We start from the raw sequence: 23,025 nt of genomic DNA on the forward strand, positions 1-23,025 counted from the left end.
GAATCCCAAAACAACCAGGAGGTTGGCTTAGAAGCAGCCATCCTTTAAAAAAGCGTAACAGCTCACTGGTCTAATTAAGGGTTCCTGCGGCGAAAATGTAACGGGGCTCAAGACGTGCACCGAAGCTTCGGGTTCGAAAGAGCGGTAGCGGAGCGTTCCGTAAGCCTGTGAAGCGGGAGGGTAACCGACCGTGGAGGTATCGGAAGCGAGAATGCTGACATGAGTAGCGATAAACAGGGTGAGATGCCCTGTCGCCGAAAGTCCAAGGGTTCCTGCGCAAGGCTAATCCGCGCAGGGTGAGCCGGACCCTAAGTCGAGGCCGAAGGGCGTAGACGATGGGAACCACGTTAATATTCGTGGGCCTGGGAGTGAGTGACGGATTGCGTAAGTTGTCTAGCCTTATTGGATTGGCTGGGCTTCGAAGCAGTTCCAGGAAATAGCCCTCCCGTATAGACCGTACCCGAAACCGACACAGGTGGACTGGTAGAGTATACCTAGGCGCTTGAGTGAAGTCTCCTGAAGGAACTCGGCAAATTGCCTCCGTACCTTCGGAAGAAGGAGGCCTCTTCTTTGGGCAACCATTGAAGAGGGGCACAGGCCAGGGGTGGCGACTGCTTAACAAAAGCACAGGACTCTGCTAAGTCGGCTTCAAGACGACGTATAGGGTCTGACGCCTGCCCGGTGCCGGAAGGTTAAGAGGAGGGGTGAGCTCCGAATTGAAGCCCCGGTAAACGGCGGCCGTAACTATAACGGTCCTAAGGTAGCGAAATTCCTTGTCGGGTAAGTTCCGACCTGCACGAATGGCGTAACGACTTCCCCACTGTCTCCAGGAGATGCTCAGCGAAATTGAATTCTCCGTGAAGATGCGGAGTACCCGCGGTTAGACGGAAAGACCCCGTGCACCTTTACTGCAGCTTCGCAGTGGTATGAGAAATTATTTGTGTAGGATAGGTGGGAGGCTTTGAAGCCGAGGCGCCAGCTTCGGTGGAGCCACTGGTGAAATACCACCCTGATGATTTTTCATATCTAACCTGCTCCCGTGAAACCGGGAGAGGGACCCTGCGTGGCGGGTAGTTTGACTGGGGCGGTCGCCTCCTAAAGCGTAACGGAGGCGTGCGAAGGTAAGCTCAGGCCGGTCGGAAACCGGCTGTTAGAGTGCAATGGCATAAGCTTGCCTGACTGTGAGTCCGACAGGACGAACAGAGACGAAAGTCGGTCATAGTGACCCGGTGGTTCCTCGTGGAAGGGCCATCGATCAACGGATAAAAGGTACGCCGGGGATAACAGGCTGATGATTCCCAAGAGCTCATATCGACGGAATCGTTTGGCACCTCGATGTCGGCTCATCACATCCTGGGGCTGGAGCAGGTCCCAAGGGTTTGGCTGTTCGCCAATTAAAGTGGTACGTGAGCTGGGTTCAGAACGTCGCGAGACAGTTTGGTCCCTATCTGCCGTGGGCGTCGAAACTTGAGAGGACTTGCCCTTAGTACGAGAGGACCGGGGTGAACGTACCTCTGGTGCACCGGTCGTGGCGCCAGCCGCGCAGCCGGGTAGCTATGTACGGAAGAGATAACCGCTGAAAGCATCTAAGCGGGAAGCTCGCCTCAAGATAAGGTTTCATCGAGCCGTGGAAGACCACCACGTTGATAGGCCAGATGTGTAAGTGGAGTGATCCATTCAGCTAACTGGTCCTAATTGCTCTTTTCGCGCTTGAGTCCACACGACCAACGCCAGCACTGCCTGAAATTGGCAGTTATTTCGCTCAGCACAGCACTTCTAGCATCCGCTTCTCAGGCTGGTGGCCTTAGCGTCTGTGCCCCACCCGATCCCATCCCGAACTCGGCCGTGAAACCGGACAGCGCCGATGGTACTACCGCTTAAGCGTTGGGAGAGTAGGTCGCTGCCAGCCTTAGCAGCGGATGCAATAACTCATTCACGATGCCAGAACCTTTGTTCTGGCCGCCGCACGTCCGGCCTGTCTTTCGCCAGCTCCGCCGTCAAGGCCTCATGTGCTGGCTTATTGCGTTACTGCGCAGCGCGCTTGTGGTGACGCGGGGTGGAGCAGCCCGGTAGCTCGTCAGGCTCATAACCTGAAGGTCGTTGGTTCAAATCCAGCCCCGCAACCACCACCTTCTGCATCGTGCCGCCGCGGACCTTGATCTTTTAGAGCGTGATGACATTTGCTGGAATCGTCATTGCGAGGCGGCAAAGCTGCCGAAGCAATCCAGGAACACCAGTATTTCCATGGATCGCCGCGTCGCCTGCGGCTCCTCGCGATGACGGATGGATCAATGTAAAGTCATCAAGCTTTAGATTATCTTTCCGGCTGCAATCCACCCACGGAAACGCCGGCGCGCTGAAGATGCGGGGCCAGACGGCCAGTCACCCACAGCCCCACATGCGCAGGTCAGCGGCAAGCGACCACAGCGGGTAGGTGAAGGTTGCCGGCTTGTTGTGCTCGATGAAGGCGTGGGAAGCCCAGGTGAAGGCATAGCCGGCCAGCGGGAAGCCCAGCAGCCAGATCAACTTGCCCGTCACGAGACCATAGAGCACCAGGCTGAGGCCGATCGTCGTGCCGATGTAGTGCATCAGCCGCGTGCCGGGCTGCGCATGTTCGCGCAGGTAGAAGGGCCAGAAGTCCTGGAAGGTGGTGTAGCGCGTCATGGGGCACAGAGTGCGCGCATGCGCGCCCGATGGCAAGCGGCGGATTAGCGGCTTTCGAAGCGCACCACGTCGTCTTCGCTGAGCAGGCGGCCCGATTGCACTTCGATCAGGTGCAGCGGGCTTGCGCCGATGTTCTCGAGCTTGTGCGGCGTGTCGGCGGGCACGTAGATCGACTCGTTTTCGCCAAGCACGAAGGTCGCGTCGCCGCGGGTTACGCGCGCAATGCCGCGCACGATGATCCAGTGTTCGGCGCGGTTCTGGTGCTTGGCCAGCGCCAGGCGCTCGCCCGGTTTCACCACCACGCGCTTGGTCTGGTAGCCCTCGCCGCGGTCGGTGATCTCGTAGGTGCCCCAGGGCCGGTGCACCATCGTGTGGAACAGGTGCTCGTCGCGGCCGCTTTTGGCCAGCTGCTCGACGATCGCCTTCACGTCCTGAACGCGGTCGCGGTGGGCTACCAGTATCGCATCGGGCGTTGCGACCACCACCACATCGTCGAGGCCGACACAGGCGATGGTCGGGCCGCTGCTGCGCAGGTAGCTGCGCTGCGCGTCCTGACCAGGGTGTCGCCCTGGCGGACGTTGCCGTCCGCGTCCTTGGTGCCGAGGTCCCAGAGCGCGGACCAGGCGCCGACGTCCGACCAGCCAAGATCAGCCGGCACGCAGGCCGCGCGCTCGGTGCGCTCCATGACCGCATAGTCGATGGACTTCGACGGGCTGGCGGCGAAGGCGGCCGCCCGGGGCGCAGGAAGGCGCCGTCGCGTGTGGCGCTGGCGAACGCGGTTCGGCAGGCGGCAAGAATCTCCGGCTCGAAGCGGCCAAGCTCGGCAAGGAAGTCTTTGCTGGGAACAGGAACATGCCGCTGTTCCAGACATAGGCGCCGGACTCGACATAGCTGCGCGCCGTCTCGAGATCCGGCTTTTCCACGAAGGCTGCGACCGCACGCGCCGGCCCGAGGGCCTCGCCCATGCGGATATAGCCGTAACCGGTCTCGGGCCGGCTCGCCGTGATCCCGAAGGTCACCAGCCGGCCATCGGCGGCCGCGTCAGCGGCGGTTGCGACTGCGGCGTCGAACGCCGGCGTGTCGGCGATCACATGGTCGGAGGGCAGCACGAGCAGCAAGGCGTCGTCTGCCGCCGCCAGGGCGGCCAGCGCGATCGCCGGTGCGGTGTTGCGCGCTGTCGGTTCAAGAATGATCGCCTGGGGCGTGACGCCAATCTCGTCCAACTGGTCGGCGATGATGAAGCGGTGGTCCTCGTTCGCGACGATGATCGGCGCATTGTAGCGCGCAGGATCGCCGACCCGCGCCAGCGTCGCCTGCAGCATGCTTGCCTCGCCGTGCAGGGCAGCAGCTGCTTGGGGAAATGCTGGCGTGACAGCGGCCACAAGCGGGTGCCTGCGCCGCCGGAGAGAATGACCGGGGTGATTTTCATGCGGCGTCGCTCCGGATCCAGTCGCAGATGGTGCCGGAGCGCAGCATGGCTTCCCGTGCCGGCAAAGCCGCCATGATCTGCAACCGCTCCGCCTCGCTCAAGGACTGCCAGGCGGCAATCTCGTCGCGGTGCCGCCAGCAGCCGGTGCAGTAGCGTCCGCTGGCGTCAAGTTGGCAGAGCATTCGGCAGGGGAAATCATGCGTGTCCGGTCTATGTCGCGTTGCACAATGTTCGGGCTGGGGCATGCCACACTCTTGCCGTCAAAGGCAACCGGGGCGATCCCGGAAGATGGTTAATGTTCCTCAAACTGGGGATTACGCCCTGGTATACGCGAAATCTTAAACTGCGGCGGTGCAGCAGCAGTTGACAATGGACCGTGGCTGTACCAACCGACACTTCTGGAAACAGGCATCGCCGTGCAGTGCGGAGTACGCCGCGCCGATGCTCCGCTTTCGGCGACCCCAGCGTGCGAGCCAGTACGGCGGGGCCTGGCGCGCGGCGCATGGGATGATGGGGTGCAGGTAACGCATGATCCGCGTTTTCAAACATTATGTGCCGACCCCGTTGCTTGTGCTGGGGTTGCTCGAGTTCTTCGTGCTGATCGCCAGTGCGGAACTCGGCTGGCGGGTGCGCGTCTATCAGATCGGCGGCCAGCCCGGCTCCGTCGTCGGGAATATCCCCGAAATTCTGACCTTCGGCGTCGTCATGTACGTTGCGTATCTGGCGGTCGGCGCCTATCAGGCCTCCGCCTGCCGCTCGGTGCGGGAATCGATCAGCCGGGTCATGGTCGCGAGCGGTGTCGGCCTCGTCGGCCTGTCGGTGATCTTCTTTTGGTGCCGATTGTTGCGCTCTGGCGCTCAGTGCTGCTGATCGCGACGGTCTTCTCGATCATCGGCGTCTTCGTCTTGCGCGTGATTTTCAGCCGCCTTGTGGTCTGGAACCGCTTCCGGCGGCGGATTGTGGTGCTGGCGCCGGCGCGCGCGCCAGCCGCATCCGTGAACTGGCGGAGCAGCCGAACGCCAGCTTCAGCGTCGCCGCCTTCGTGCGCATGGCACCGGACGAGACGGAAGTCGCGCAGGCCGTCGACAGGACTGAGGTTGGCACCCTGGTGGAGCTTGTGGAAAGGAGCAGGCGGAGGAAGTCGTCCTTGCCATGAAGGAGCGGCGGGGGCGCTGCCGCTGCAGGATTTGCTGGCGACCAAGGTGCTGGGCACGCGCATCTACGATCTGTCGAGCTTTCTCGAGCGCGAGACCGGGCGGGTCGATCTGGACAGCGTCAACCTCTCGTGGCTGATCTTCTCGGACGGGTTTCTGGCCTCGAACCGCCTGTCCGCCGTGCTCAAGCGGCTGTTCGACATCACCGCCAGCGCCCTGCTGCTGCTGGCGACCATGCCGATCCTGGTCCTGACCGCCATCGCCATCAAGCTGACCAGCCCCGGCCCGGTGTTCTATCGCCAGGAGCGGGTCGGGTTGTATGGTGCCGCCTTCCGGATCATGAAGTTCCGCTCCATGCGCACGGACGCGGAGAAGGATGGCACGCCGCAATGGGCGCAGAAGGGCGATCCCGGGTCACCGCCGTCGGCCGGCTGATCCGGGCGACGCGGATCGATGAAATTCCGCAAATCTTCAATGTCTTCAAGGGCGATATGAGTTTTGTCGGCCCGCGGCCGGAGCGGCCGTTCTTCGTCGACGACCTGGTGAAGGACATTCCCTCTACGCAGAACGGCACATCGTGAAGCCCGGCATCACCGGCTGGGCGCAGCTCAACTACCCGTATGGCGCTCGATCGAGGATGCGCGCCACAAACTGGAATACGACCTCTACTATGTGAAGAACTACACGGTTTTTCTGGATATTCTGATCCTGATCCAGACGGTTCGTGTGGTACTTTGGCAGGATGGCGTGCGGTAAACGCTGAGTAGCGCCTGCGGGAGGCGGCATGCACGAGCAACTCTCCAGTGTCGGGCTCTTGAGCCACGGCCTCGCCGCGGCCGGGTTTCTGGCGCTGGCGGCGATCCTGCTGTCCCGCAGGGAGCAGACGGCGTCCAGCCTGTGGCTGGTCGTGGCGGCGCTGACGACGGCGCTGTGGAACATCGTCAACCTGACCTCCGACATGCTGCTGCACGAGCGCGCGGCCATCGTCTCGCTGATGGAGACGGTGCGCACGGCGGCCTGGATCATGTTCCTCGCCTCGCTTCTGGTGCGCTTCTGGCGGGTGAGCGAGCAGATCAGCCACTCCTTCCTCTGGGCGGTGGCGCTGAGCTTCATTTTCGCGTTTCAGATCCTGGCGGACGGTGCGCACCTCGCCGGCCTCACCCAGTCCTGGGCGCAGTCCTATCCGCTGATCTCGCCTTTGTTTCTGGTCGGGCGGCTGGCCTGCGCCATCGGCGGCCTGGTGCTGGTGCATAATGTCTATGTGAACGCCAATCCCATGCATCGCTGGGGTATCCGCTCGTTGTGCATCGGCGTCGGCGGCCTGTTCGCCTACGATCTCAACCTCTACACCCTGACCATCCTGAACGGGTCGCCCGGAGAGGCGCTCATCAACGCCCGCGGCATGGTCAACCTCCTGGTCGTGCCGCTCATCATTCTGTCGGCGCGGCGCAATCGCCTGTGGAAACTTGATATCCAGGTCTCGCGCCAGGTTGTGTTCCAGTCGCTCTCGCTCATCGGCATCGGCGGCTATTTCATCGCCATGTCGCTCGCGTCCTATGGCTTGCGGCTGATCGGCGGCAGCATCGGCGGGCTGCTGCAGGTCAGCTTCCTGTTCGCGTGCGTGATGATGGCGATCGTCGTCATGTCGTCCGGGCGGTTCCGCGCCTGGGCCAAGGTCAAGATCAACAAGCATTTTTCGCCTACAAATACGATTACCGCGAGGAGTGGCTGCGCTTTATCGCCACTCTGTCCGGCTCGGCGGCGGAGCCGTCCAGCCTGCACGCGCGTGTCATTCAGGCGGTTTGCGACATCGTGGACTCGCCCGGCGGCGCGCTGTGGCTGCCGGATGAGACGGGCGCGTTCGGCCTGGCCTCGCGCTGGAATTTCCGCACGGCCCGCAGCGGCGTGGAGGCGGCGGACGGACCCTTGATCACCTATGTCACCCAGCGTCAGCGGATCGTGAATTTCGACGAACTGCGCGAGGGCGAGGGGATTACGGCGACCTGACCGTACCGGACTGGGCGGGACCGGACAGCCGGGTCTGGCTCGGTGTGCCGTTGATCCACCTCGAGCGCCTCGCGGGCCTGCTCATCATCGAGACGCCGCGCTCGCCGCGCACCCTCAACTGGGAGGATTTCGACCTGCTGCGCACGGTCGGCCGGCAGGCGGCGAGCTATCTTGCGGAGCAGGCATCGGAAGCCGCGCTGATGGAGGCGCGCAAGTTCGAGGAGTTCAACCGCCGCTTCGCCTTCATCATGCACGATATCAAGAATCTGGTGAGCCAGTTGTCCCTGGTCGCGCGCAATGCCGAGCGCCACGCCGACAATCCGGAATTCCAGCGTGACATGATGCTGACCATCAAGTCCTCGGTCGACAAGATGAACGACCTGCTGGCGCGGCTGAAGCAGCATAACATCCAGCGCTCGGACAGCGAGGCTGTCGACCTCGCCGCACTCCTGGAGCGCATGGTCGCCGCCAAGGCGCACGCTTACCCCGGCCTGTCGCTGGACGCGAACGGCGCAGCCCGCGTGCGCGGCCACGAGGCGAAGCTGGAACAGGTGTTCGGTCATCTGATCCAGAATGCGATCGAGGCCTCGCGCGACGGCGAAGCGATTCAGGTCGCGTTGCGCAACGGTGGGGATGCGGCGCGCGTCGAGGTCATGGACAGCGGGGTCGGCATGTCGGAGGAGTTCATCCGTAACGAATTATTTACGCCCTTCCGTTCTACCAAGCCTGGGGCTTCGGCATCGGCCTATGAAGCGCGGGAGATTGTCAAAGGCTATGGCGGTCGCATAGAGGTGCAGAGCCGTGAGGGAGAGGGTCTGTGTTTACGGTTGTATTGCCGGTCGCTTTGCAGGAGGCTGAGGCCTGATGGCTGACCAACGCCCTAAGCTGCTTGTCGTGGAAGACGACAGCGGGCTGCAACGCCAGCTCCGCTGGTCCTACGAGAATTACGACGTGCTTGTGGCCGGCGACCGCGCGGCCGCCCTGGAGATCATGCGCGCGGAAATGCCGTCCGTGGTGACACTGGACCTCGGGCTGCCGCCGGATCCGGACGGCGTGAGCGAAGGGTTCGCCACCCTGCAGGAAATCATTCACCTGAAGCCCGAGACCAAGGTGATCGTCGCCTCTGGCCACGGCGCGCGCGAGAGCGCCCTGCGCGCCATCGCCCACGGCGCCTACGATTTCTACCAGAAGCCCGTCGACTTCGATGAGCTCGGCATGATCGTGAAGCGCGCCTTTCATCTGGCCGATATCGAGGATGAAAATCGCCGGCTGGCGGCGGACATTGGCAACCGCGCCTTCGGCGGCATCATCACCGGCTCGCCGAACATGCAGAAGGTCTGCCAGATGATCGAGCGGGTGGCGGCGGCGGACGTCTCCGTCATGCTGCTCGGCGGCTCCGGTACCGGCAAGGAGTTGCTGGCCCGCGGTGTCCACGATGCCAGCCCGCGGGCCAAGCAGTCGTTCGTCGCCATCAATTGCGCGGCGATCCCGGAGAACCTGCTCGAGGCGGAACTGTTCGGCTACGAGAAGGGCGCGTTCACCGGCGCGGTCAAGACCACGGAGGGCAAGATCGAGCTTGCCCAGCGCGGTACGCTGTTTCTCGATGAGGTCGGCGATATCCCGCTGCCCTTGCAGGTGAAGCTGCTGCGCTTCCTGCAGGAGCGCGTGATCGAGCGGATCGGCGGCCGCCGCCAGATCGAGGTAGACGTGCGCATCGTTTGCGCAACCCACCAGAACCTGGACGACATGATCGCCTCCGGCCGCTTCCGCGAGGATCTCTATTATCGTCTGGCGGAAATCGTCGTGAACATCCCTCGCTGGCCGAGCGGGATGGCGACGCCCGGCTGCTGGCCCAGTTCTTCCTCAACAAGCTCAACGGCGAGCTCAACCGTTCGCTCAAGGGGTTTACGCTCGATGCGCTCCAGGCGCTCGACGCCTGGCATTGGCCGGGCAATGTGCGGGAACTGGAAAACCGCATGAAGCGGGCGGTCATCATGTCGGAAGGGCCACGGCTCACCGCTATGGATCTGGACCTGGAAGGCAAGACCAGCGACGAGCGTCTGCTGCCGTTGAAGCAGGTCCGGAGGATGCCGACCGTCGCGCCATTCGCAGGGCGCTGGCGCGCGCGGACGGGAACATCTCCACTGCCGCCAAGCTGCTCGGCATCAGCCGGCCGACCTTCTATGACCTGCTGAAGCAGTATAAAATACAGGTGTAACGAAAGCATGGCACAAGCATCCGGGCTGATGCTGGCCGCAACCAACAGGATAGGCCCTCCAGAACAGAACACTGTCCCGCTTCTTCCAAGGAATTGCGCATGAGCCTGCACCGATTGAACCGCCTCGCCTTGACCGCCGCCATTGCAAGCCTGACCGCCGCCTCCGGCGTTGCCCTGTCGGGCCAGCCAGCCTTCGCCCAGGCGGCGGGCATCGCCAAGGCCGAGCAACTCATCAACCAGGGCCGCGCCCGCGAGGCGGTCGCCGAGCTGCGCAAGAGCCAGCGCGCCGGCCAGAACGACCCGCGCGCCCGCATCGTGCTGGCGCGCGCCTACATTGAACTGCGGCAGGGCATTCCGGCGCAGACAGAGATCGAGGCGGCGCGCCGCCTCGGCGCCTCCGTGATGACACCCGCCACCTCTACGCGGAAGCGCTGGTGCTGCAGGGCAAGTTCACCGATGCGCTGAAGGAAGCCGACGCCACTTCGATCCCGACGCCGTTCCGGGCCGACGCCGCGCGTGCGCGCCATGGCGCAATCCGGCCTTAAGAACCCGGATGCGGCGAACCGGGAATTGAGCGCCGCCGAAGCCGCGGACCCGGGCAATGTCCGGGTGAAGCTGGAACAGGCGCGCCTTGAGGCCGGCGCCAAGAACATTCCGGCGGCGGTCTCGGCTGTCGACGCTGCACTGAAATTACAGCCGACCAATGTGCGGGCGCTGATGCTGAAGGGCGATCTCTCGCGCGGCACGGAAGGCCTGGCCAAGGCGCTCGGCTATTTCAACCAGGCGCTGCAGATCGACCCGGGTAACTTCGAGGCGCTGATCGAGCGCGCTGCGACTTACGTCGACCTGCGCCGCGAACAGGAAGCGCGCGCCGACCTGAAGAAGGTTTTCGCCGTGGTCCCGGACCATCCGCTCGGCCTCTACCTTGAAGCGGTGATGCGCGCCCGCACCGGCGACTATGCTGGCGCGCAGGGCCTCATGACCCGCACCAAGGGCGCGCTCGACAAATATCCGCCGGCCATGCTGCTGCAGGGGCGATCGCCTATGAGACCAACAACCTGGAGCAGGCGAAGAAGTACCTCGGCGACGCCGTGGCGGCCTCGCCGAACTCGGCGGTCGCGCGGCGCATGTATGGCGCGGCGCTCATGCGCCAGGGCGATGCGGATGGGACGATCACCACCCTGAAACCGCTGTTCGACAAGGGCGAGGCGGACCCGCGGCTGCTGTCGCTCATGGGCTCGGCCTATGCGCGCAAGGGCGATTTCAACACCGCGCAGAAGTATTTCGAACAGGCGGTGGCGGCAGAGCCGAACGCCGAGGCGCTGCGCACCCAGCTCGCCATGACCCGGGTTGCGACCGGCGACAACCGCGGCGCGACCGAAGACCTTCAGGACGTGCTGCGCATCGACCCCAAGTCGCTGCAGGCGTTGATGATGACGACGCTCATCGATCTGCGCGCCAGCAACTTCAAGGTGGCGGAGGCATCGGCCAAGCGGTTGATCGCGACCTATCCGAAGCTGCCGATCGGCTATAATATGCTCGGCGCGGCCTACCTGGGACTGAACAACCTGAAATTCGCCGAGGCGAATTTCCGCAAATCGCTGGAAATGAAGCCGGATTACCACGAAGCACGCCGCAACCTGGCACAACTCCTGGTGGCGCAGAAGCGCTTCGACGAAGCGCGGCGCGAGCTGCTGCGGGTGCTCGATACCGATCGCGGCAACCTGCGCACCATGCTGGCGCTGTCCAATCTGGCCGGCCAGCAGAACAAGACCGACGAGCAATTGGACTGGCTGCGCAAGGCGGTTGGCGCCAACCCGCAGTCGCTGCAGCCGCGCCTGGCGCTGGTGCAGACTTACCTCAAGCTTGGCGACAAGAAGGGCGCGCTGAACGAGGCAACCTCCTGGAGCGTGACTTCCCGCAGAATTCCGCGGCGCTGGAAATTCTTGCGTCCGCGCACATGGCCTCGAACAACTATGGCGATGCGGTTCGTGTCTACAACCGCATCATCGGGCTGCTGCCGGATAATGTGAACGCCCGGGTGCTGCTCGCGCGGGCGCAGGCGGCGAACAAGCAGATCGCCGATGCCCGCGCCACCTATCAGCGCGCGCTGACCATCAAGGGGCAGCAACTGGCACCGGTGCTGATCGACCTGGTGAACTTCGAGGCGAACCAGGGCAATTACAGCGTCGCGCTGGGCTACGCCAACCAGTTGCGCAAGGAATACCCCAACCAGAACGTCGCCGACATGACGATCGGCAACATCTACATGGGCCAAGGATTTCGGCAAAGCGGTTGCATCTTACGAGACCGCGAAGAAGGTGAAGTTCGACCGGCAGGTGGCGGTGCGCCTGAGCCAGGCCTATCTGGGCCAACCAGCCGGACAAAGGCATCTCTGTCCTGCGCGAATGGCTGGCCAAGAACCCGAACGATGTCATCATCCGCGTCGGCGTGGCGGATATCTACCTGGCCAACAAGCGCTATGACGCCGCTTTGAAGGAATATCAGGCGGTCGTCCGCAAGCAGCCGAAGAATGCCGCCATCCTCAACAACATCGCCTTCATTTACGACCTGAAGAACGATTCGCGCACCCAGATCGTGGCGGAAGGCGCGTACAAGCTGGCGCCGAACTCGCCGGAAATCGCCGACACGCTCGGCTGGCACCTGATCCGCACCAACAAGGACCCCAAGCGTGGCCTGCTGTTGCTGCAACAGGCGGTGCAGAAGCGCGCAGACAACCCGGACATGCGCTTCCACCTGGCCGCAGGCTACCGCGCCAACGGGCGCACGCGCGACGCCGTGAAGGAGCTGGAAAGCCTGCTGGCGAAGTACAAATCGTTCGACACCCTGACACAGGCGCGCGCCATGCTCTCGGACATCAAGTCGACCGGTAAATAGGTAGTGGGTTATTTGAAAGTCCGCCCGCTCGCCTTGAGCGGATTTTCAAGCTGAGACACGACTGCAAGTAACAGGTGCTTGCATGACCGGGCTGGCGCACTTATGAAGCCGGTTCGGTCGGAGCGTAGCGCAGCCTGGTAGCGCATCAGACTGGGGGTCTGGGGTCGCAGGTTCGAATCCTGTCGCTCCGACCAGTCCGGCCCCTGCAGCAGGATCGCTATGCCAGACTGGGTCGCCTATGCCGTGGTTGCGCTGTTCGCGGTCGGAGTGACCGCCGCCGTTGTGCTGTCCAGGCCGCCGGATGCATCCGCGTCCTGGCATGCGCTGGAGGCGGTGCTGGTGCAGCGGCGTGCCCTGGCGCGCCAGCTTGCCACTCTGCTGCCCATTGATGATCCCGCCGCCCTGCCGCTGCGGCACGCGCTTGACGCCATCGAGCGGCACCCCGGCATGACCCCGCCCGAGCGTGCGCGGGCGGAGGCGGCGCTGGAAGCCGCCATGGAAATCGCCGGCGGCTCGCATCTCTGCGCCCAGGCCGCCGAGGTCGCCCGGCTGGCCAGCGCCTTTCGCGACGGCAACGTGCAGGAGGCGGTTTTGCGCTATAACCGGGTGGCCGCCACGGTGCCGGGTGCTGCCGCTTATCGCGCTGCACAAGGGCCATTGGTTGACTAAGTGGGCGGTCACTCCTATGTCGCGAACGCTTGGGGCCAGTGCGCCGCTGCGCCCACGGGGCAGGCGAAGCGTCCGCCACCCCGCTCATGAACAGGGTATAGAGGTTTTCCATGTTAGGTCTTGCGACGGTTGCCCGGCGGCTCTTCGGGTCGTCCAATGACCGCTATGTGAAGTCGCTGCGTCCGCTGATCGCCCGCATCAACGCCTATGAGCGGACGATGGAGGCGATGTCCGACGACGAACTGCGCAACCAGACCGGCATTTTCCGCAAGCGCCTGGACGAAGGCGAGAAGCTGGACTCGCTGCTGGCGGAGGCGTTCGCCACGGTGCGCGAAGCCGCCAAGCGCACGCTCGGGCTGCGGCACTACGACGTCCAGATGATCGGCGGCATGGTGCTGCATCGCGGGAAATCGCCGAAATGCGCACCGGTGAGGGCAAGACCCTGGTCGGCACACTGGCGGTCTACCTGAACGCGCTGACCGGCAAGGGCGTCCATGTCGTCACGGTCAACGATTATCTCGCCAAGCGCGACGCCGAATGGATGGGCCGCATCTATAAATTCATGGGGCTGAGCGTCGGCGTGATCGTGCCGGGCCTCGACGACGAGGAACGCCGCGCCGCCTACGCCGCGGACATAACCTACGGGACCAACAACGAATTCGGCTTCGATTTCCTGCGCGACAACATGAAGTACACGCTGGAGCAGATGGTCCAGCGCCCGTTCAATTCGCGATCGTCGACGAGGTCGACTCGATCCTGGTCGACGAAGCGCGTACGCCGCTGATCATCTCCGGCCCGACCGAGGACAAGTCCGAGCTCTACATGGCGGTCGACCAGGTCGTGAAGCAGCTGGTCGAGGAAGATTACGAGAAGGACGAGAAACAGCGCTCCATCATCCTGACCGAAGGCGGCACGGAGAAGGTCGAGCAGATGCTGCAGGCATCGGGTCTGCTGAAGTCGGAGAACCTCTACGACTTCGAGAACACGACGGTCGTGCACCACGTGAACCAGGCCCTGCGCGCCAACAAGATGTTCCAGCGCGACCAGGAATATATCGTCAAGGGTGGCAAGATCATCATCATCGACGAGTTCACCGGCCGCATGATGGACGGTCGCCGCTGGTCGGACGGTCTGCACCAGGCGGTCGAGGCCAAGGAAGGGGTGGATATCCAGCCGGAAAACCAGACCCTGGCCTCCATCACCTTCCAGAACTATTTCCGCATGTACCCCAAGCTTGCGGGCATGACCGGCACCGCCGCCACCGAGGCGGCGGAATTCTACGACATCTACAAGCTGAACGTGGTCGAAATCCCGACCAACGTGCCGGTGCAGCGCGTGGACGACGACGACGACTTCTTCCGCACCGCCAAGGAAAAGTTCGAGGCGATCGTCAAGGAAATCGAAGCCGCTGTCGTCAAGGGTCAGCCGGTGCTGGTGGGCACGGTCTCGATCGAGAAGTCGGAGATGCTGTCCGAATTCCTGAAGTCGCGCGGCGTCAAGCACACGGTGCTGAACGCGCGCTACCACGAGCAGGAAGCGCATATCATTGCGCAGGCTGGCCGCAAGGGTGCTGTCACCATCGCCACCAACATGGCGGGCCGCGGTACCGACATCCAGCTTGGCGGCAACCTGGAGTTCCGCCTGAGCGATGAGCACAGCCATGTGACCGATCCTGCGGAGCTGGAAGCCGTGCGCGAGCGCCTGAAGGCGGAAATCGCGACTGAAAAGGCGGAGGTTCTGGCCGCGGGCGGCCTGTTCGTGCTGGCGACCGAACGCCACGAGAGCCGGCGCATCGACAACCAGCTGCGCGGACGCTCCGGCCGTCAGGGCGATCCCGGCCGCTCGAAATTCTATCTGTCGCTGGAAGACGACCTGCTGCGTATCTTCGGCCAGCAGACCCTGCTGCAGAAGGTCATGAACTCCAGCCTGGCGGATGGCGAGGCGATCACCCACCCTGGATTTCCAAGGCGATCGAGAAGGCGCAGCAGAAGGTCGAGGCGCGCAACTACGATATCCGCAAGCAGCTGCTCCAGTACGACGATGTGATGAACGAGCAGCGCAAGGTCATCTACGAACAGCGCCGGGACGTGATGGACTCGGCGGCTGTGACCGATGTCGTGACCGACATGCGCCGCGAGACGGTCAACGTGCTGGTGGCAGCCGCCTGTCCGCCCAACAGCTACCCCGAACAGTGGGGTGTCGACACGCTCAAGGCCGAGGTGGCGCGCATCTTCGGGCTGGAGCTGCCGATCCACGACTGGCTGCAGGAGCAGGCGGTCGAACCCGGATGCTGATCGAGCGCATTACCGCTGCCGCCGACGCCCAGATCGAACAGAAGATCGAGACCGTCGGCCGCGATCAATGGGTGTGGCTGGAAAAGTCGATCCTGCTGCAATCGATCGACCACCACTGGAAGGAGCATCTGGCGACGCTCGATGCCCTGCGCGCCGTGATCCACCTGCGTGCCTATGCCCAGCGCAATCCGCTCAACGAGTACAAGGCGGAGGCCTTCGCGCTGTTCGAGCGCATGCTGGCCAGCGTGCGCGAGGCGGTCTCCCAGACCACCAGCCTCGCCCGCTTCGAGCCGATGCCGCGCGAGGTGCTCGACGGCCTGCAGGAGACCCACATCGACCCGACGACCGGGCACAACGAGGCTGGTCCGGATACGACGGTCAGTGCCGGTTTCTTCGGGGCTGGATTGTCCGGGCTCGGCGGTGTCGCGTTGACGGCGCCAGCCGCGGCCACGTCCGGCGTCGACCTGGCCGACCCGACGACCTGGTGGAACACCGGTCGCAACGAGCCGTGCCCCTGCGGCTCGGGCAAGAAGTACAAGCACTGTCACGGCGCGACGGCCTGACGGCTGCGCTTCCACCTCAGCCGATCGGGCTTTATCGGCCCTGCCGCACCAGCCGGGCGAGCGGCGCAAACAGGCCGTGGTCGCGCATCCAGGCCTGATAGGCGGGGTATGCCGGCTCGACCTGCGCCAGGTGGCGCTCTTCCGTGATCGCGCGCAGCACATAGACCAGATTGAGCAGGCCGAGCAGGACGCAGTGCTTCAGCGCCTGCGACCAGTCGCCGCTCGGGATGAACGGTACCGAGATCAGCCACCAGGACAGGTTCTTGGCGACATAGGCCGGGTGCTTGCTCAGGCGGTACGGCCCGTGGGTGATGACGCCGCGCGCGGTCAGGTTCGAGAAGCGCAGCCCGAAGCAGAAGGTCGCCCAGACATAGACGATCACGCAGGCGAGGATGGCGCAGCCCCAGACGACCTGCAGCGCCGGCAGTCCCTCGAGCGCGCTGCCCCAGTATAGCGGATCATCGTAGCGGATATACTGGTTGGAGATCAGGCTCCAGAACGGCTGATAGCAGATCAGGCAGACCGTCCAGCCGAACATGGTCGGCTCGGCCGAACGGACATGCGCATCAAGCAGGCGCACGGTGAGCGTATAGCCGATGATCGTGAACAGCACGTCGAACGTGAAGATCAGCCGGTACAGCAGGTCGTACCAGGCCATGAACCCGCGCGGCGCGCCGCTGCTGATGGCGGCGGTCGCAAAGCCCATGTCCTGCGTGAGGTAGACGAACATCAGCGGCAGGAAGAAGCCCTTGACCGCCCAGGTGCGCGCCAGCGTCCCCAGCCCGGCGGGCGGTGCTGCGCCGCTCAGCAGCATCGCGCCGAGCCGGGCATACACATCCTCCGGCTCCTGCTGGCGCAGATCGACATAGACGACGTAGATCAGGGTCGCCGGCAGGAACAGCGGCAGCACCCAGCGCAGCGCGGCCCAGAACGGATCGTAGAAGTCGCCGGCATATTCCGGGAACGCCCAGTAGGCGAGCCCGATCGTTCCCATGCACGCCGCCAGACCCACCAGCTTGCGCAGCAGCCGGTGCGGATGGAGAGCGTTGACGAAGCCGGGGCCAGCCCGGAGCTGTCGTTGCGGTCGACCCGGAACACGAACAGATCAAGCAGGATCATCGGCACCGCGACGAACAGCGCCAGCAGCACCGACTTCTGGTAGTCGAGCGGCGCATAGGGCAGCACCAGCCAGAGGCAGGCGACGGACATCGCCATCCCGGCATAAGTGGTGAGCGGGCGCACGGCCGAGCGTGGGCGGGAGGTCTGGGGCGTCATGGCGGCTCGCGGTTGTCTGGGGCTACCCTTGGCCAAAATGGCCGGGCGACGCAACGCCTGTCACCCGCCATCGCTTGGACGCGTTTCCTCCCGCTCATGGTGAGCTTGACGAACCATGAGGCACACCGCCGCTGCCCTTCGACAGGCTCAGGGCGAGCGGGAATATTCTGTCATGAAACACGCCTGTCGCCCGCCATCGCTTGGACGCGCAGGGCCATGCGTTGGTCGCAGGGCGCTTGCACGATTGTTGCGCGGGCAAAGGCATGGGCCTAAGCGTGTTGCCATACTATAACGGTAAGCCCTGCATGGGCGAGGGAGAGCAAGGAGCAAACATGGCTATCACCCGTCGCAACTTCGTCACCAACGCGGCGCTCGCCGCCGCCGCCGCCGGTTTCGCCAGTCCGGCCGCTTTCGCCCAGACCGCCGCGGACGGCCCGGCCAAGGCGCTGCGCCAGTTGTTCATCGACAGCGATGAGACCAACCTCAAGCTCAACCCGCTCTCGGGCCTGTTCCGTGGCGACATGCGCTACGCCGATCAGTTCGGCGATTATCTGAGCGAGGCCTATTACAAGCAGTCGGAGGCCAATAGCCGCAGCGAGCTGAAGCGCCTGCTGGCGATTCCGCGCGCCCAGCTCGGCCCGGTCGACAAGATCGCCTATGACGTCTTCAAGTATCAGACCGAGTTCGGCCTCAAGGCTTTCGACACCGGCATCGTCCAGATCCAGCGCCAGTTGCCGATCGACCACTTCACCGGCGTGCACACCTTCTTCCCGGACCTGCAGTCCGGCCAGTCGGCAGCGCCCTACAAGACGGTCGCCGACTACGAGAACGGCCTCAAGCGCTGCGACGGTTTCATCACCTTCCTGGACGAAGCGCAGAAGCTCATGGCGCAGGGCATCCGGGACGGCCACGTCCAGCCCAAGGTGGTCAGCCAGAATGTCATCGAGCAGTTGCAGACCATCACCAAGCTGCCGCTGGAGGACAGCCCCTATTATCTGCCGATCAAGGCGCTGCCGGCTGATTTCTCGGACGCCGACAAGGCGCGCCTGACCGCCGCCTACCGGGCGACCATTGCCGACAAGCTGATGCCGGCCTACCGGCGGCTCGAGAAATTCATGGTCGAGACCTATCTGCCGGCCAGCCGGTCGGAGCGTCCGGCCTGGCGTCCATGAAGGACGGCGTGAAGATCTATCAATACCTCATCGAGAGCCACACCACGACCCAGATGACGGCCGACGAGATCCACAAGCTCGGGCTTGCGGAAGTTGCGCGCATCACCGCCGAGATGAACGCCACCAAGGACCAGGTGGGCTTCAAGGGCGACCTCAAGGCCTTCTTCACGCACCTGCGCGACGACCCCAAGTTCAAGTTCGAGTCGAAGGACGCGCTGCTCACCGCCTATCGCGGCGTCGAGGCGAAGGTGCTGAAGCGCATCCCGGAGCTGTTCGCGCTGACGCCGAAATCGCCGCTGGAAATCCGCCCGGTGCCGGAGTTCCTGGAGAAGAACCAGGCCGGGGCCTATTACCAGCAGGGCACGCCGGACGGCTCGCGCCCCGGCGTCTTCTACGTCAACACCTATGATCTGCCGTCGCGGACCAGCTTCGGCATGGAAACGCTGTTCCTGCACGAGGCGATCCCCGGCCACCACTTCCAGATCAGCCTGGCGCAGGAGAATACCTCGCTGCCGCCGTTCATGCGGTTCGGCGGCAATACGGCCTATGTCGAGGGCTGGGCGCTCTATGCCGAGTCGATCGGCAAGGAACTGGGCATGTTCGGCGACCCCTACCAGTATTTCGGCCGCCTGGACGACGAGATGCTGCGCGCCATGCGCCTGGTGGTCGATACCGGCCTCCACGCCAAGGGCTGGACCCGCGAGCAGGGCATCCAGTACTTCCTCGACAATTCGGCGCAAAGCGAGACCGACGCCCGCGCCGAGGTGGAGCGGTACATCGCCATCCCCGGCCAGGCGCTGGCCTACAAGATCGGCCAGCTCACCATCACGCGCCTGCGTGCCGAGGCGACCAAGCGTCTGGGCGACACGTTCGACATCAAGGGCTTCCACGCCGAGGTGCTGAACACCGGCGCGCTGCCCATGCAGGTGCTGGAAGCCAAGATTCGCGCCTGGAAGGCGTAAGTCCCGGCAGTTCGTAATTTCTTGTTAACCAATTGCGCACAGGCTGGATCGCGGCATGCGGTCTGGCCTGTGACGTTATGGGAGCGAACTGAGACAATCCCGCGCACAGGGTTTGCATCGCGCCACAATTTTGCCTAAGTTTGCTGACTGGCAATAGGAAAGGCGTGCATGACTGCGATCGTTTCGCCGCTGCGTTTGGGCGGCAAGGAAGTGTGGCCCCTCATCGAGGGCGGCAAGGGCATCTCGGCGACCAACCACCTGTCGTCCGGCGCATGGGCGGCTGCGGGTGGCATCGGCACGGTCTCGGCCGTCAACGCCGACAGCTACGCGGCGGACGGCAGCATCGTCCCCAGCGCTATTTCGGCCGCACCCGCCGCGAGCGCCATGACGAGCTGGTGAAATACGCCATCGCCGGCGGCATCGAACAGGTGCGCCGCGCGTGGGAGGTGGCGTCCGGCAAAGGCCTTCTCAACATCAATGTACTGTGGGAAATGGGCGGCGCGCAGCGCGTCCTGCATGGCGTGCTGGAAAAACGCGCGAGCTGGTCCACGGCGTCACCTGCGGCGCGGGCATGCCGTTCAAGCTCTCGGAAATCGCCGCCCAGTACGGCGTGCATTACTACCCGATCGTTTCCTCGGCGCGCGCGTTCCGCCTGCTGTGGAAGCGGGCGTACTCGCGCGTCGCCGAACTGCTGGGTGCCGTGGTCTATGAGGATCCATGGCGGGCCGGCGGCCACAACGGCCTCTCCAACGCCGAAGATCCCTTGCTGCCGCAGGACCCCTATCCGCGCGTGCTGGCGCTGCGCCAGGTGATGCGGGAAGAAGGCATCGCGGACAGCGTGCCGATCGTCATGGCCGGCGGTGTCTGGAACCTGAAGGAATGGCGGGACTGGATCGACAATAAGGACCTGGGCGCGATCGCGTTCCAGCTCGGCACCCGGCCGCTGGTCACCAAGGAAAGCCCGATCCCGGAAAGCTGGAAGCAGGCGCTGCTGAAGCTGCTGCCCGGTGACGTGCTGCTGCATCGCTTCTCGCCGACCGGCTTCTTCTCCTCGGCGGTCAAGAACCGGTTCCTGCGCAATCTGGAACAGCGCTCGGAGCGGCAGATCGCCTACAGCCTGGAGCGGGCGGGCGACCATGATTTCGAGCTGGATGTCGCCGGCTACGGTACGGGCCGCAAGGCGTTCGTCACCCGCGGCGATCTGCTGCGCGCCCGCGAGTGGGCGGCGCTCGGCTTTACCGAGGCGCTGCGCACCCCGGACAACACGCTGGTGTTCGTGCGCCCCGAGGAAAAGAGCGAAATCCGCAAGGACCAGACCGACTGCATGGGCTGCCTCAGCCAGTGCAGCTTCTCCAGCTGGGCCGACAACGAGAAGAACTCGACCGGGCGCATGGCCGATCCGCGCAGCTTCTGCATCCAGAAGACCCTGCAGGACATCGCCCACGGCGGCGACATCGACAACAACCTGATGTTCGCCGGTCACAACGCCTACCGGTTCGCGCAGGACCCGTTCTATTCGAACGGCTATGTGCCGACGGTCAAGGAACTGATGGATCGCCTCGTCACGGGGATTGATGCCCGCCCTTGCCATTGTGGCCGATCCCCGCCAGAAAGCGCGCATCCACCGCTTGAGGCCGGCCCATGCACGATATCCGCGCGATCCGCGAGACTCCTGACGCCTTCGACGCCGGTCTGGCCCGGCGTGGCCTGCCGCCGCGCGCGGCCGAGGTGCTGGAACTCGACCAGCGGTTGCGTACGGCACTCACCGCCGCCCAGAACGCGCAGGCGCAGATCAACGCGCTGTCCCGCGACATCGGCCAGGCCATGGGCAACCTGAAGCGCATCCCGGAAGACGCCCACGACCCGGTGCAGGAGGAGCATCGCCGCGAACTGCTGGAGAAGATCGACGCGCTGCAGGTGGACGTGGCCGCCGCAAAGCTCGACCTGCCGGACCAGGAGCAGGCGGCGGAGGCGGCGCGCGCGGCGCTCGACGATATTCTGGCCACCATCCCGAACCTGCCGGCCGACGACGTGCCGGACGGAGCGGACGAGGCCGGCAATGTCGAGCTGCGTCGCTGGGGCACGCCGGTTGCCATGTCCTTCGCGCCGCGCGACCATGTCGACATCGGCACGCCGCTGGGGCTCGATTTCGAAACCGCAGGCCTGCTGTCCGGCACCCGCTTCTCGGTGCTGCGCGGCCAGATTGCGCGGCTCGAGCGGGCGCTTGGCCAGTTCATGCTCGATCTGCAGACCGGCACGCACGGCTATACCGAGGTAAACGTGCCGGTGCTGGCGCGCGACAAGGCGCTTTACGGCACCGGGCAGTTGCCCAAGTTCAAGGAGGACCTGTTCCACACCACGGACGGGTTCTGGCTGATCCCGACGGCGGAAGTCTATCTGACCAACCTGATCAACGACCGGATCGTCGACACCGAAAGCCTGCCCTTGCGCCTGACGGCGCTCACCGCCTGCTTCCGCTCGGAGGCAGGTGCATCCGGCCGCGACACGCGCGGCATGATCCGCCAGCACCAGTTCAACAAGGTCGAGATGGTGTCGATCACGACGCCGGAGCATTCTAACGAAGAACATGAGCGCATGACCGAATGCGCAGAAGCCGTGCTGAAGGCGCTGGAGCTGCCGTTCCGCACCCTGCTGCTGTGCACCGGCGACATGGGCTTCAGCGCGCGCAAGACCTATGACCTCGAGGTCTGGCTGCCCGGCCAGCAGACCTATCGGGAAATTTCCTCCTGCTCGAACTGCGGCGACTTCCAGGCCCGGCGCATGAACGCGCGCACGAGGGCACGGGAGAAGCAGACCCGCTTCGTGCACACCCTCAACGGGTCAGGTCTGGCGGTCGGGCGCACCCTGGTCGCAGTGCTGGAGAATTATCAGCAGGCGGACGGCTCGGTCGCGGTGCCGGCGGTCCTGCAGCCCTACATGGGCGGGCTGACCCGCCTGAGCGCATGAGAATACTGGTCACCAACGACGATGGCATCCATGCGCCCGGCATCGCCGTGCTGGAGCGGATCGCGCGCGCGCTCAGCGACGACGTCTGGGTGGTAGCGCCGGCCGACGAACAATCGGGGCCGGGCATTCGCTCAGCCTGGTCAGCCCGATCCGCATCCAGCAGTTCGCGCCGCAGCGCTTCGCCGTGCGCGGGACGCCAACCGATGCGGTGATGATGGCGCTCGGCCATATCGTGCCGCCGCCCGCCGACGCTCGTGCTCTCCGGCGTCAATCGCGGCGTCAACCTTGCCGAGGATGTCACCTATTCCGGCACCGTCTCGGCGGCGATCGAGGCGACGCTTGCGGGCGTGCCGGCCATCGCGCTGAGCCAGGAAACCGCCGAACGCGCGGTCGGCGAGGAGGCATTCGAGACCGCGCAGGCGCAAGCGCCGAGGTTGATCCGGGCGCTGCTGGCGCAGGGCTGGCCGGAGGGCGTGCTCATCAACATCAATTTTCCCATGGGCCCGGCGCTGGGCGTGCGCGTGACCGAGCAGGGCCTGCGCGATCACCGGCGTCTGGAGGTGGTTGAGCGCACGGACGTGCGCGGATTCCGCTATTTCTGGTTTGGCCTCGGGCGCGATTTTCTGGAAACCGGCCCAGCCAGCGACTTGCGCGCGGTCAGCGAGGGCTATGTCTCGGTCACGCCGCTGCAGCTCAACCTCACGCACCGTGCACAGATGGCAGCGCTGGGGCCGTGCTGAACCGTGGCTAGAG

19 protein-coding genes, 2 tRNA genes, 2 rRNA genes and 6 pseudogenes (1 of these 29 running past the window's edge) are annotated in these 23,025 nt (G+C 64.4%); 22 read left to right on the top strand and 7 right to left on the bottom strand.

Going from position 1 to position 23,025, the window contains the following annotated elements; genetic code table 11:
- The 3 genes from E6W36_RS10035 to E6W36_RS10045 all read left to right on the top strand — a co-directional run.
- Positions 1-1,715 (top strand): 23S ribosomal RNA (locus tag E6W36_RS10035) (it extends 1,059 nt beyond the left edge of the window).
- Positions 1,716-1,794: 79 nt separating this feature from the next.
- Positions 1,795-1,909: ribosomal RNA gene (gene rrf, locus E6W36_RS10040) — 5S ribosomal RNA — on the top strand.
- 141 nt (positions 1,910-2,050) lie between these two features.
- Positions 2,051-2,126, top strand: a tRNA-Met gene (locus E6W36_RS10045).
- Positions 2,127-2,382: 256 nt separating this feature from the next.
- Here the strand turns inward: E6W36_RS10045 and E6W36_RS10050 are convergent.
- The 5 genes and pseudogenes from E6W36_RS10050 to E6W36_RS10060 all read right to left on the bottom strand — a co-directional run bounded on the left by E6W36_RS10050 (position 2,383) and on the right by E6W36_RS10060 (position 4,275).
- Entirely contained in the window at positions 2,383-2,664 is a 282-nt protein-coding gene (locus tag E6W36_RS10050; RefSeq protein WP_342776642.1) for an Mpo1-like protein, read from the bottom strand.
- 44 nt (positions 2,665-2,708) lie between these two features.
- On the bottom strand, positions 2,709-3,197 hold the full coding sequence (locus tag E6W36_RS22040; RefSeq protein WP_425459730.1) for a cupin domain-containing protein: 489 nt from the start codon (positions 3,195-3,197) through the stop codon (positions 2,709-2,711).
- A complete protein-coding gene (locus E6W36_RS22045) occupies positions 3,116-3,322 on the bottom strand; it encodes a hypothetical protein (protein ID WP_342776644.1) in 207 nt (68 codons plus the stop codon). Before E6W36_RS22045 ends, E6W36_RS22040 begins: the two co-directional genes overlap by 82 nt.
- Positions 3,312-4,093: pseudogene (locus E6W36_RS22050) on the bottom strand (sugar phosphate nucleotidyltransferase). Before E6W36_RS22050 ends, E6W36_RS22045 begins: the two are co-directional and overlap by 11 nt.
- Positions 4,090-4,275 carry a DUF1289 domain-containing protein gene (locus tag E6W36_RS10060; RefSeq protein ID WP_246047514.1) on the bottom strand — a complete coding sequence of 62 codons (186 nt, stop codon included), beginning with the start codon at positions 4,273-4,275 and terminating at the stop codon, positions 4,090-4,092. Before E6W36_RS10060 ends, E6W36_RS22050 begins: the two are co-directional and overlap by 4 nt.
- Before the next feature lie 346 nt (positions 4,276-4,621).
- Between E6W36_RS10060 and E6W36_RS23360 the strand changes: the two genes are divergently transcribed.
- From E6W36_RS23360 to secA, 14 genes and pseudogenes are all read left to right on the top strand, one after another.
- Complete coding sequence (locus tag E6W36_RS23360; RefSeq protein ID WP_246047516.1) at positions 4,622-4,963, top strand: hypothetical protein; 342 nt, start codon at positions 4,622-4,624, stop codon at positions 4,961-4,963.
- A 518-nt stretch (positions 4,964-5,481) separates the two neighbouring features.
- Positions 5,482-5,726: pseudogene (locus E6W36_RS23365) on the top strand (sugar transferase); the annotation flags it as partial.
- Positions 5,727-5,898: 172 nt separating this feature from the next.
- Positions 5,899-6,003 (top strand): hypothetical protein, encoded by a 105-nt coding sequence (locus E6W36_RS23370; RefSeq protein WP_425459731.1) that lies wholly within the window; start codon positions 5,899-5,901, stop codon positions 6,001-6,003.
- A 28-nt stretch (positions 6,004-6,031) separates the two neighbouring features.
- Positions 6,032-7,177 carry a hypothetical protein gene (locus E6W36_RS10070; protein ID WP_222872505.1) on the top strand — a complete coding sequence of 382 codons (1,146 nt, stop codon included), beginning with the start codon at positions 6,032-6,034 and terminating at the stop codon, positions 7,175-7,177.
- A gap of 73 nt (positions 7,178-7,250) precedes the next feature.
- Entirely contained in the window at positions 7,251-8,126 is an 876-nt protein-coding gene (gene prsK / locus E6W36_RS10075; protein WP_246048312.1) for an XrtA/PEP-CTERM system histidine kinase PrsK, read from the top strand.
- Positions 8,119-9,472: pseudogene (gene prsR, locus E6W36_RS10080) on the top strand (PEP-CTERM-box response regulator transcription factor). The gene prsK and the pseudogene prsR overlap by 8 nt, the downstream one beginning before the upstream one ends.
- 99 nt (positions 9,473-9,571) lie before the next feature.
- A complete protein-coding gene (locus tag E6W36_RS10085) occupies positions 9,572-9,937 on the top strand; it encodes a hypothetical protein (RefSeq protein WP_222872506.1) in 366 nt (121 codons plus the stop codon).
- Between the two features lie 60 nt (positions 9,938-9,997).
- Positions 9,998-10,657: a tetratricopeptide repeat protein gene (locus E6W36_RS10090; RefSeq protein WP_222872507.1), complete on the top strand. Its 660-nt coding sequence runs from the start codon at positions 9,998-10,000 to the stop codon at positions 10,655-10,657.
- The gene (locus tag E6W36_RS22055; RefSeq protein WP_222872508.1) at positions 10,564-11,505 is read left to right on the top strand and encodes a tetratricopeptide repeat protein; all 942 of its coding nucleotides are present in this window, start codon (positions 10,564-10,566) and stop codon (positions 11,503-11,505) included. The genes E6W36_RS10090 and E6W36_RS22055 overlap by 94 nt, the downstream gene beginning before the upstream one ends.
- Positions 11,433-11,969 (top strand): tetratricopeptide repeat protein, encoded by a 537-nt coding sequence (locus E6W36_RS10100; RefSeq protein WP_222872509.1) that lies wholly within the window; start codon positions 11,433-11,435, stop codon positions 11,967-11,969. The genes E6W36_RS22055 and E6W36_RS10100 overlap by 73 nt, the downstream gene beginning before the upstream one ends.
- Positions 11,885-12,370, top strand: a complete 486-nt coding sequence (locus E6W36_RS10105) for a tetratricopeptide repeat protein (RefSeq protein WP_246048314.1) — start codon at positions 11,885-11,887, stop codon at positions 12,368-12,370. The genes E6W36_RS10100 and E6W36_RS10105 overlap by 85 nt, the downstream gene beginning before the upstream one ends.
- A 118-nt stretch (positions 12,371-12,488) precedes the next feature.
- Positions 12,489-12,564: transfer RNA gene (locus tag E6W36_RS10110), tRNA-Pro, on the top strand.
- A 25-nt stretch (positions 12,565-12,589) separates the two neighbouring features.
- Positions 12,590-13,039, top strand: coding sequence for a hypothetical protein (locus E6W36_RS10115; protein ID WP_222872511.1), 450 nt, complete (start codon positions 12,590-12,592; stop codon positions 13,037-13,039).
- Between the two features lie 110 nt (positions 13,040-13,149).
- Positions 13,150-15,896 (top strand): annotated as a pseudogene (gene secA / locus E6W36_RS10120) (preprotein translocase subunit SecA).
- Positions 15,897-15,927: 31 nt separating this feature from the next.
- On the opposite strand, the gene E6W36_RS10125 reads toward secA, so the two are convergent.
- Both E6W36_RS10125 and E6W36_RS10130 read right to left on the bottom strand, forming a co-directional pair.
- Complete coding sequence (locus tag E6W36_RS10125; protein WP_222872512.1) at positions 15,928-16,890, bottom strand: methyltransferase family protein; 963 nt, start codon at positions 16,888-16,890, stop codon at positions 15,928-15,930.
- On the bottom strand, positions 16,776-17,171 hold the full coding sequence (locus E6W36_RS10130) for a hypothetical protein (RefSeq protein WP_222872513.1): 396 nt from the start codon (positions 17,169-17,171) through the stop codon (positions 16,776-16,778). Before E6W36_RS10130 ends, E6W36_RS10125 begins: the two co-directional genes overlap by 115 nt.
- Positions 17,172-17,503: 332 nt before the next feature.
- Between E6W36_RS10130 and E6W36_RS23980 the strand changes: the two genes are divergently transcribed.
- From E6W36_RS23980 to surE, 5 genes and pseudogenes are all read left to right on the top strand, one after another.
- A complete protein-coding gene (locus E6W36_RS23980; protein ID WP_281277286.1) occupies positions 17,504-18,343 on the top strand; it encodes a DUF885 family protein in 840 nt (279 codons plus the stop codon).
- 8 nt (positions 18,344-18,351) lie between these two features.
- A complete protein-coding gene (locus E6W36_RS23985; protein WP_281277287.1) occupies positions 18,352-19,305 on the top strand; it encodes a DUF885 domain-containing protein in 954 nt (317 codons plus the stop codon).
- Between the two features lie 168 nt (positions 19,306-19,473).
- Positions 19,474-20,875: pseudogene (locus E6W36_RS10140) on the top strand (NAD(P)H-dependent flavin oxidoreductase); the annotation flags it as partial.
- 71 nt (positions 20,876-20,946) lie between these two features.
- Positions 20,947-22,272, top strand: coding sequence for a serine--tRNA ligase (gene serS, locus E6W36_RS10145; RefSeq protein ID WP_222872514.1), 1,326 nt, complete (start codon positions 20,947-20,949; stop codon positions 22,270-22,272).
- A pseudogene (gene surE / locus E6W36_RS10150) lies at positions 22,269-23,012 on the top strand (5'/3'-nucleotidase SurE). Before serS ends, surE begins: the two are co-directional and overlap by 4 nt.
- Positions 23,013-23,025 lie beyond the last annotated feature (13 nt).

It is taken from the genome of Hankyongella ginsenosidimutans (genome assembly GCF_005144965.1).
GTDB lineage: Bacteria > Pseudomonadota > Alphaproteobacteria > Sphingomonadales > Sphingomonadaceae > Hankyongella > Hankyongella ginsenosidimutans.

Coding starts and splice junctions, on each gene's coding strand:
- E6W36_RS10050 (WP_342776642.1), bottom strand. CDS start 2,664: ATGACGCGCTACACCACCTTCCAGGACTTCTGGCCCTTCTACCTGCGC.
- E6W36_RS10060 (WP_246047514.1), bottom strand. CDS start 4,275: ATGCTCTGCCAACTTGACGCCAGCGGACGCTACTGCACCGGCTGCTGG.
- E6W36_RS23360 (WP_246047516.1), top strand. CDS start 4,622: ATGATCCGCGTTTTCAAACATTATGTGCCGACCCCGTTGCTTGTGCTG.
- E6W36_RS10070 (WP_222872505.1), top strand. CDS start 6,032: ATGCACGAGCAACTCTCCAGTGTCGGGCTCTTGAGCCACGGCCTCGCC.
- E6W36_RS10085 (WP_222872506.1), top strand. CDS start 9,572: ATGAGCCTGCACCGATTGAACCGCCTCGCCTTGACCGCCGCCATTGCA.
- E6W36_RS10090 (WP_222872507.1), top strand. CDS start 9,998: ATGGCGCAATCCGGCCTTAAGAACCCGGATGCGGCGAACCGGGAATTG.
- E6W36_RS10100 (WP_222872509.1), top strand. CDS start 11,433: ATGGCCTCGAACAACTATGGCGATGCGGTTCGTGTCTACAACCGCATC.
- E6W36_RS10115 (WP_222872511.1), top strand. CDS start 12,590: ATGCCAGACTGGGTCGCCTATGCCGTGGTTGCGCTGTTCGCGGTCGGA.
- E6W36_RS10125 (WP_222872512.1), bottom strand. CDS start 16,890: ATGGGAACGATCGGGCTCGCCTACTGGGCGTTCCCGGAATATGCCGGC.
- E6W36_RS10130 (WP_222872513.1), bottom strand. CDS start 17,171: ATGACGCCCCAGACCTCCCGCCCACGCTCGGCCGTGCGCCCGCTCACC.
- E6W36_RS23980 (WP_281277286.1), top strand. CDS start 17,504: ATGGCTATCACCCGTCGCAACTTCGTCACCAACGCGGCGCTCGCCGCC.
- serS (WP_222872514.1), top strand. CDS start 20,947: ATGCACGATATCCGCGCGATCCGCGAGACTCCTGACGCCTTCGACGCC.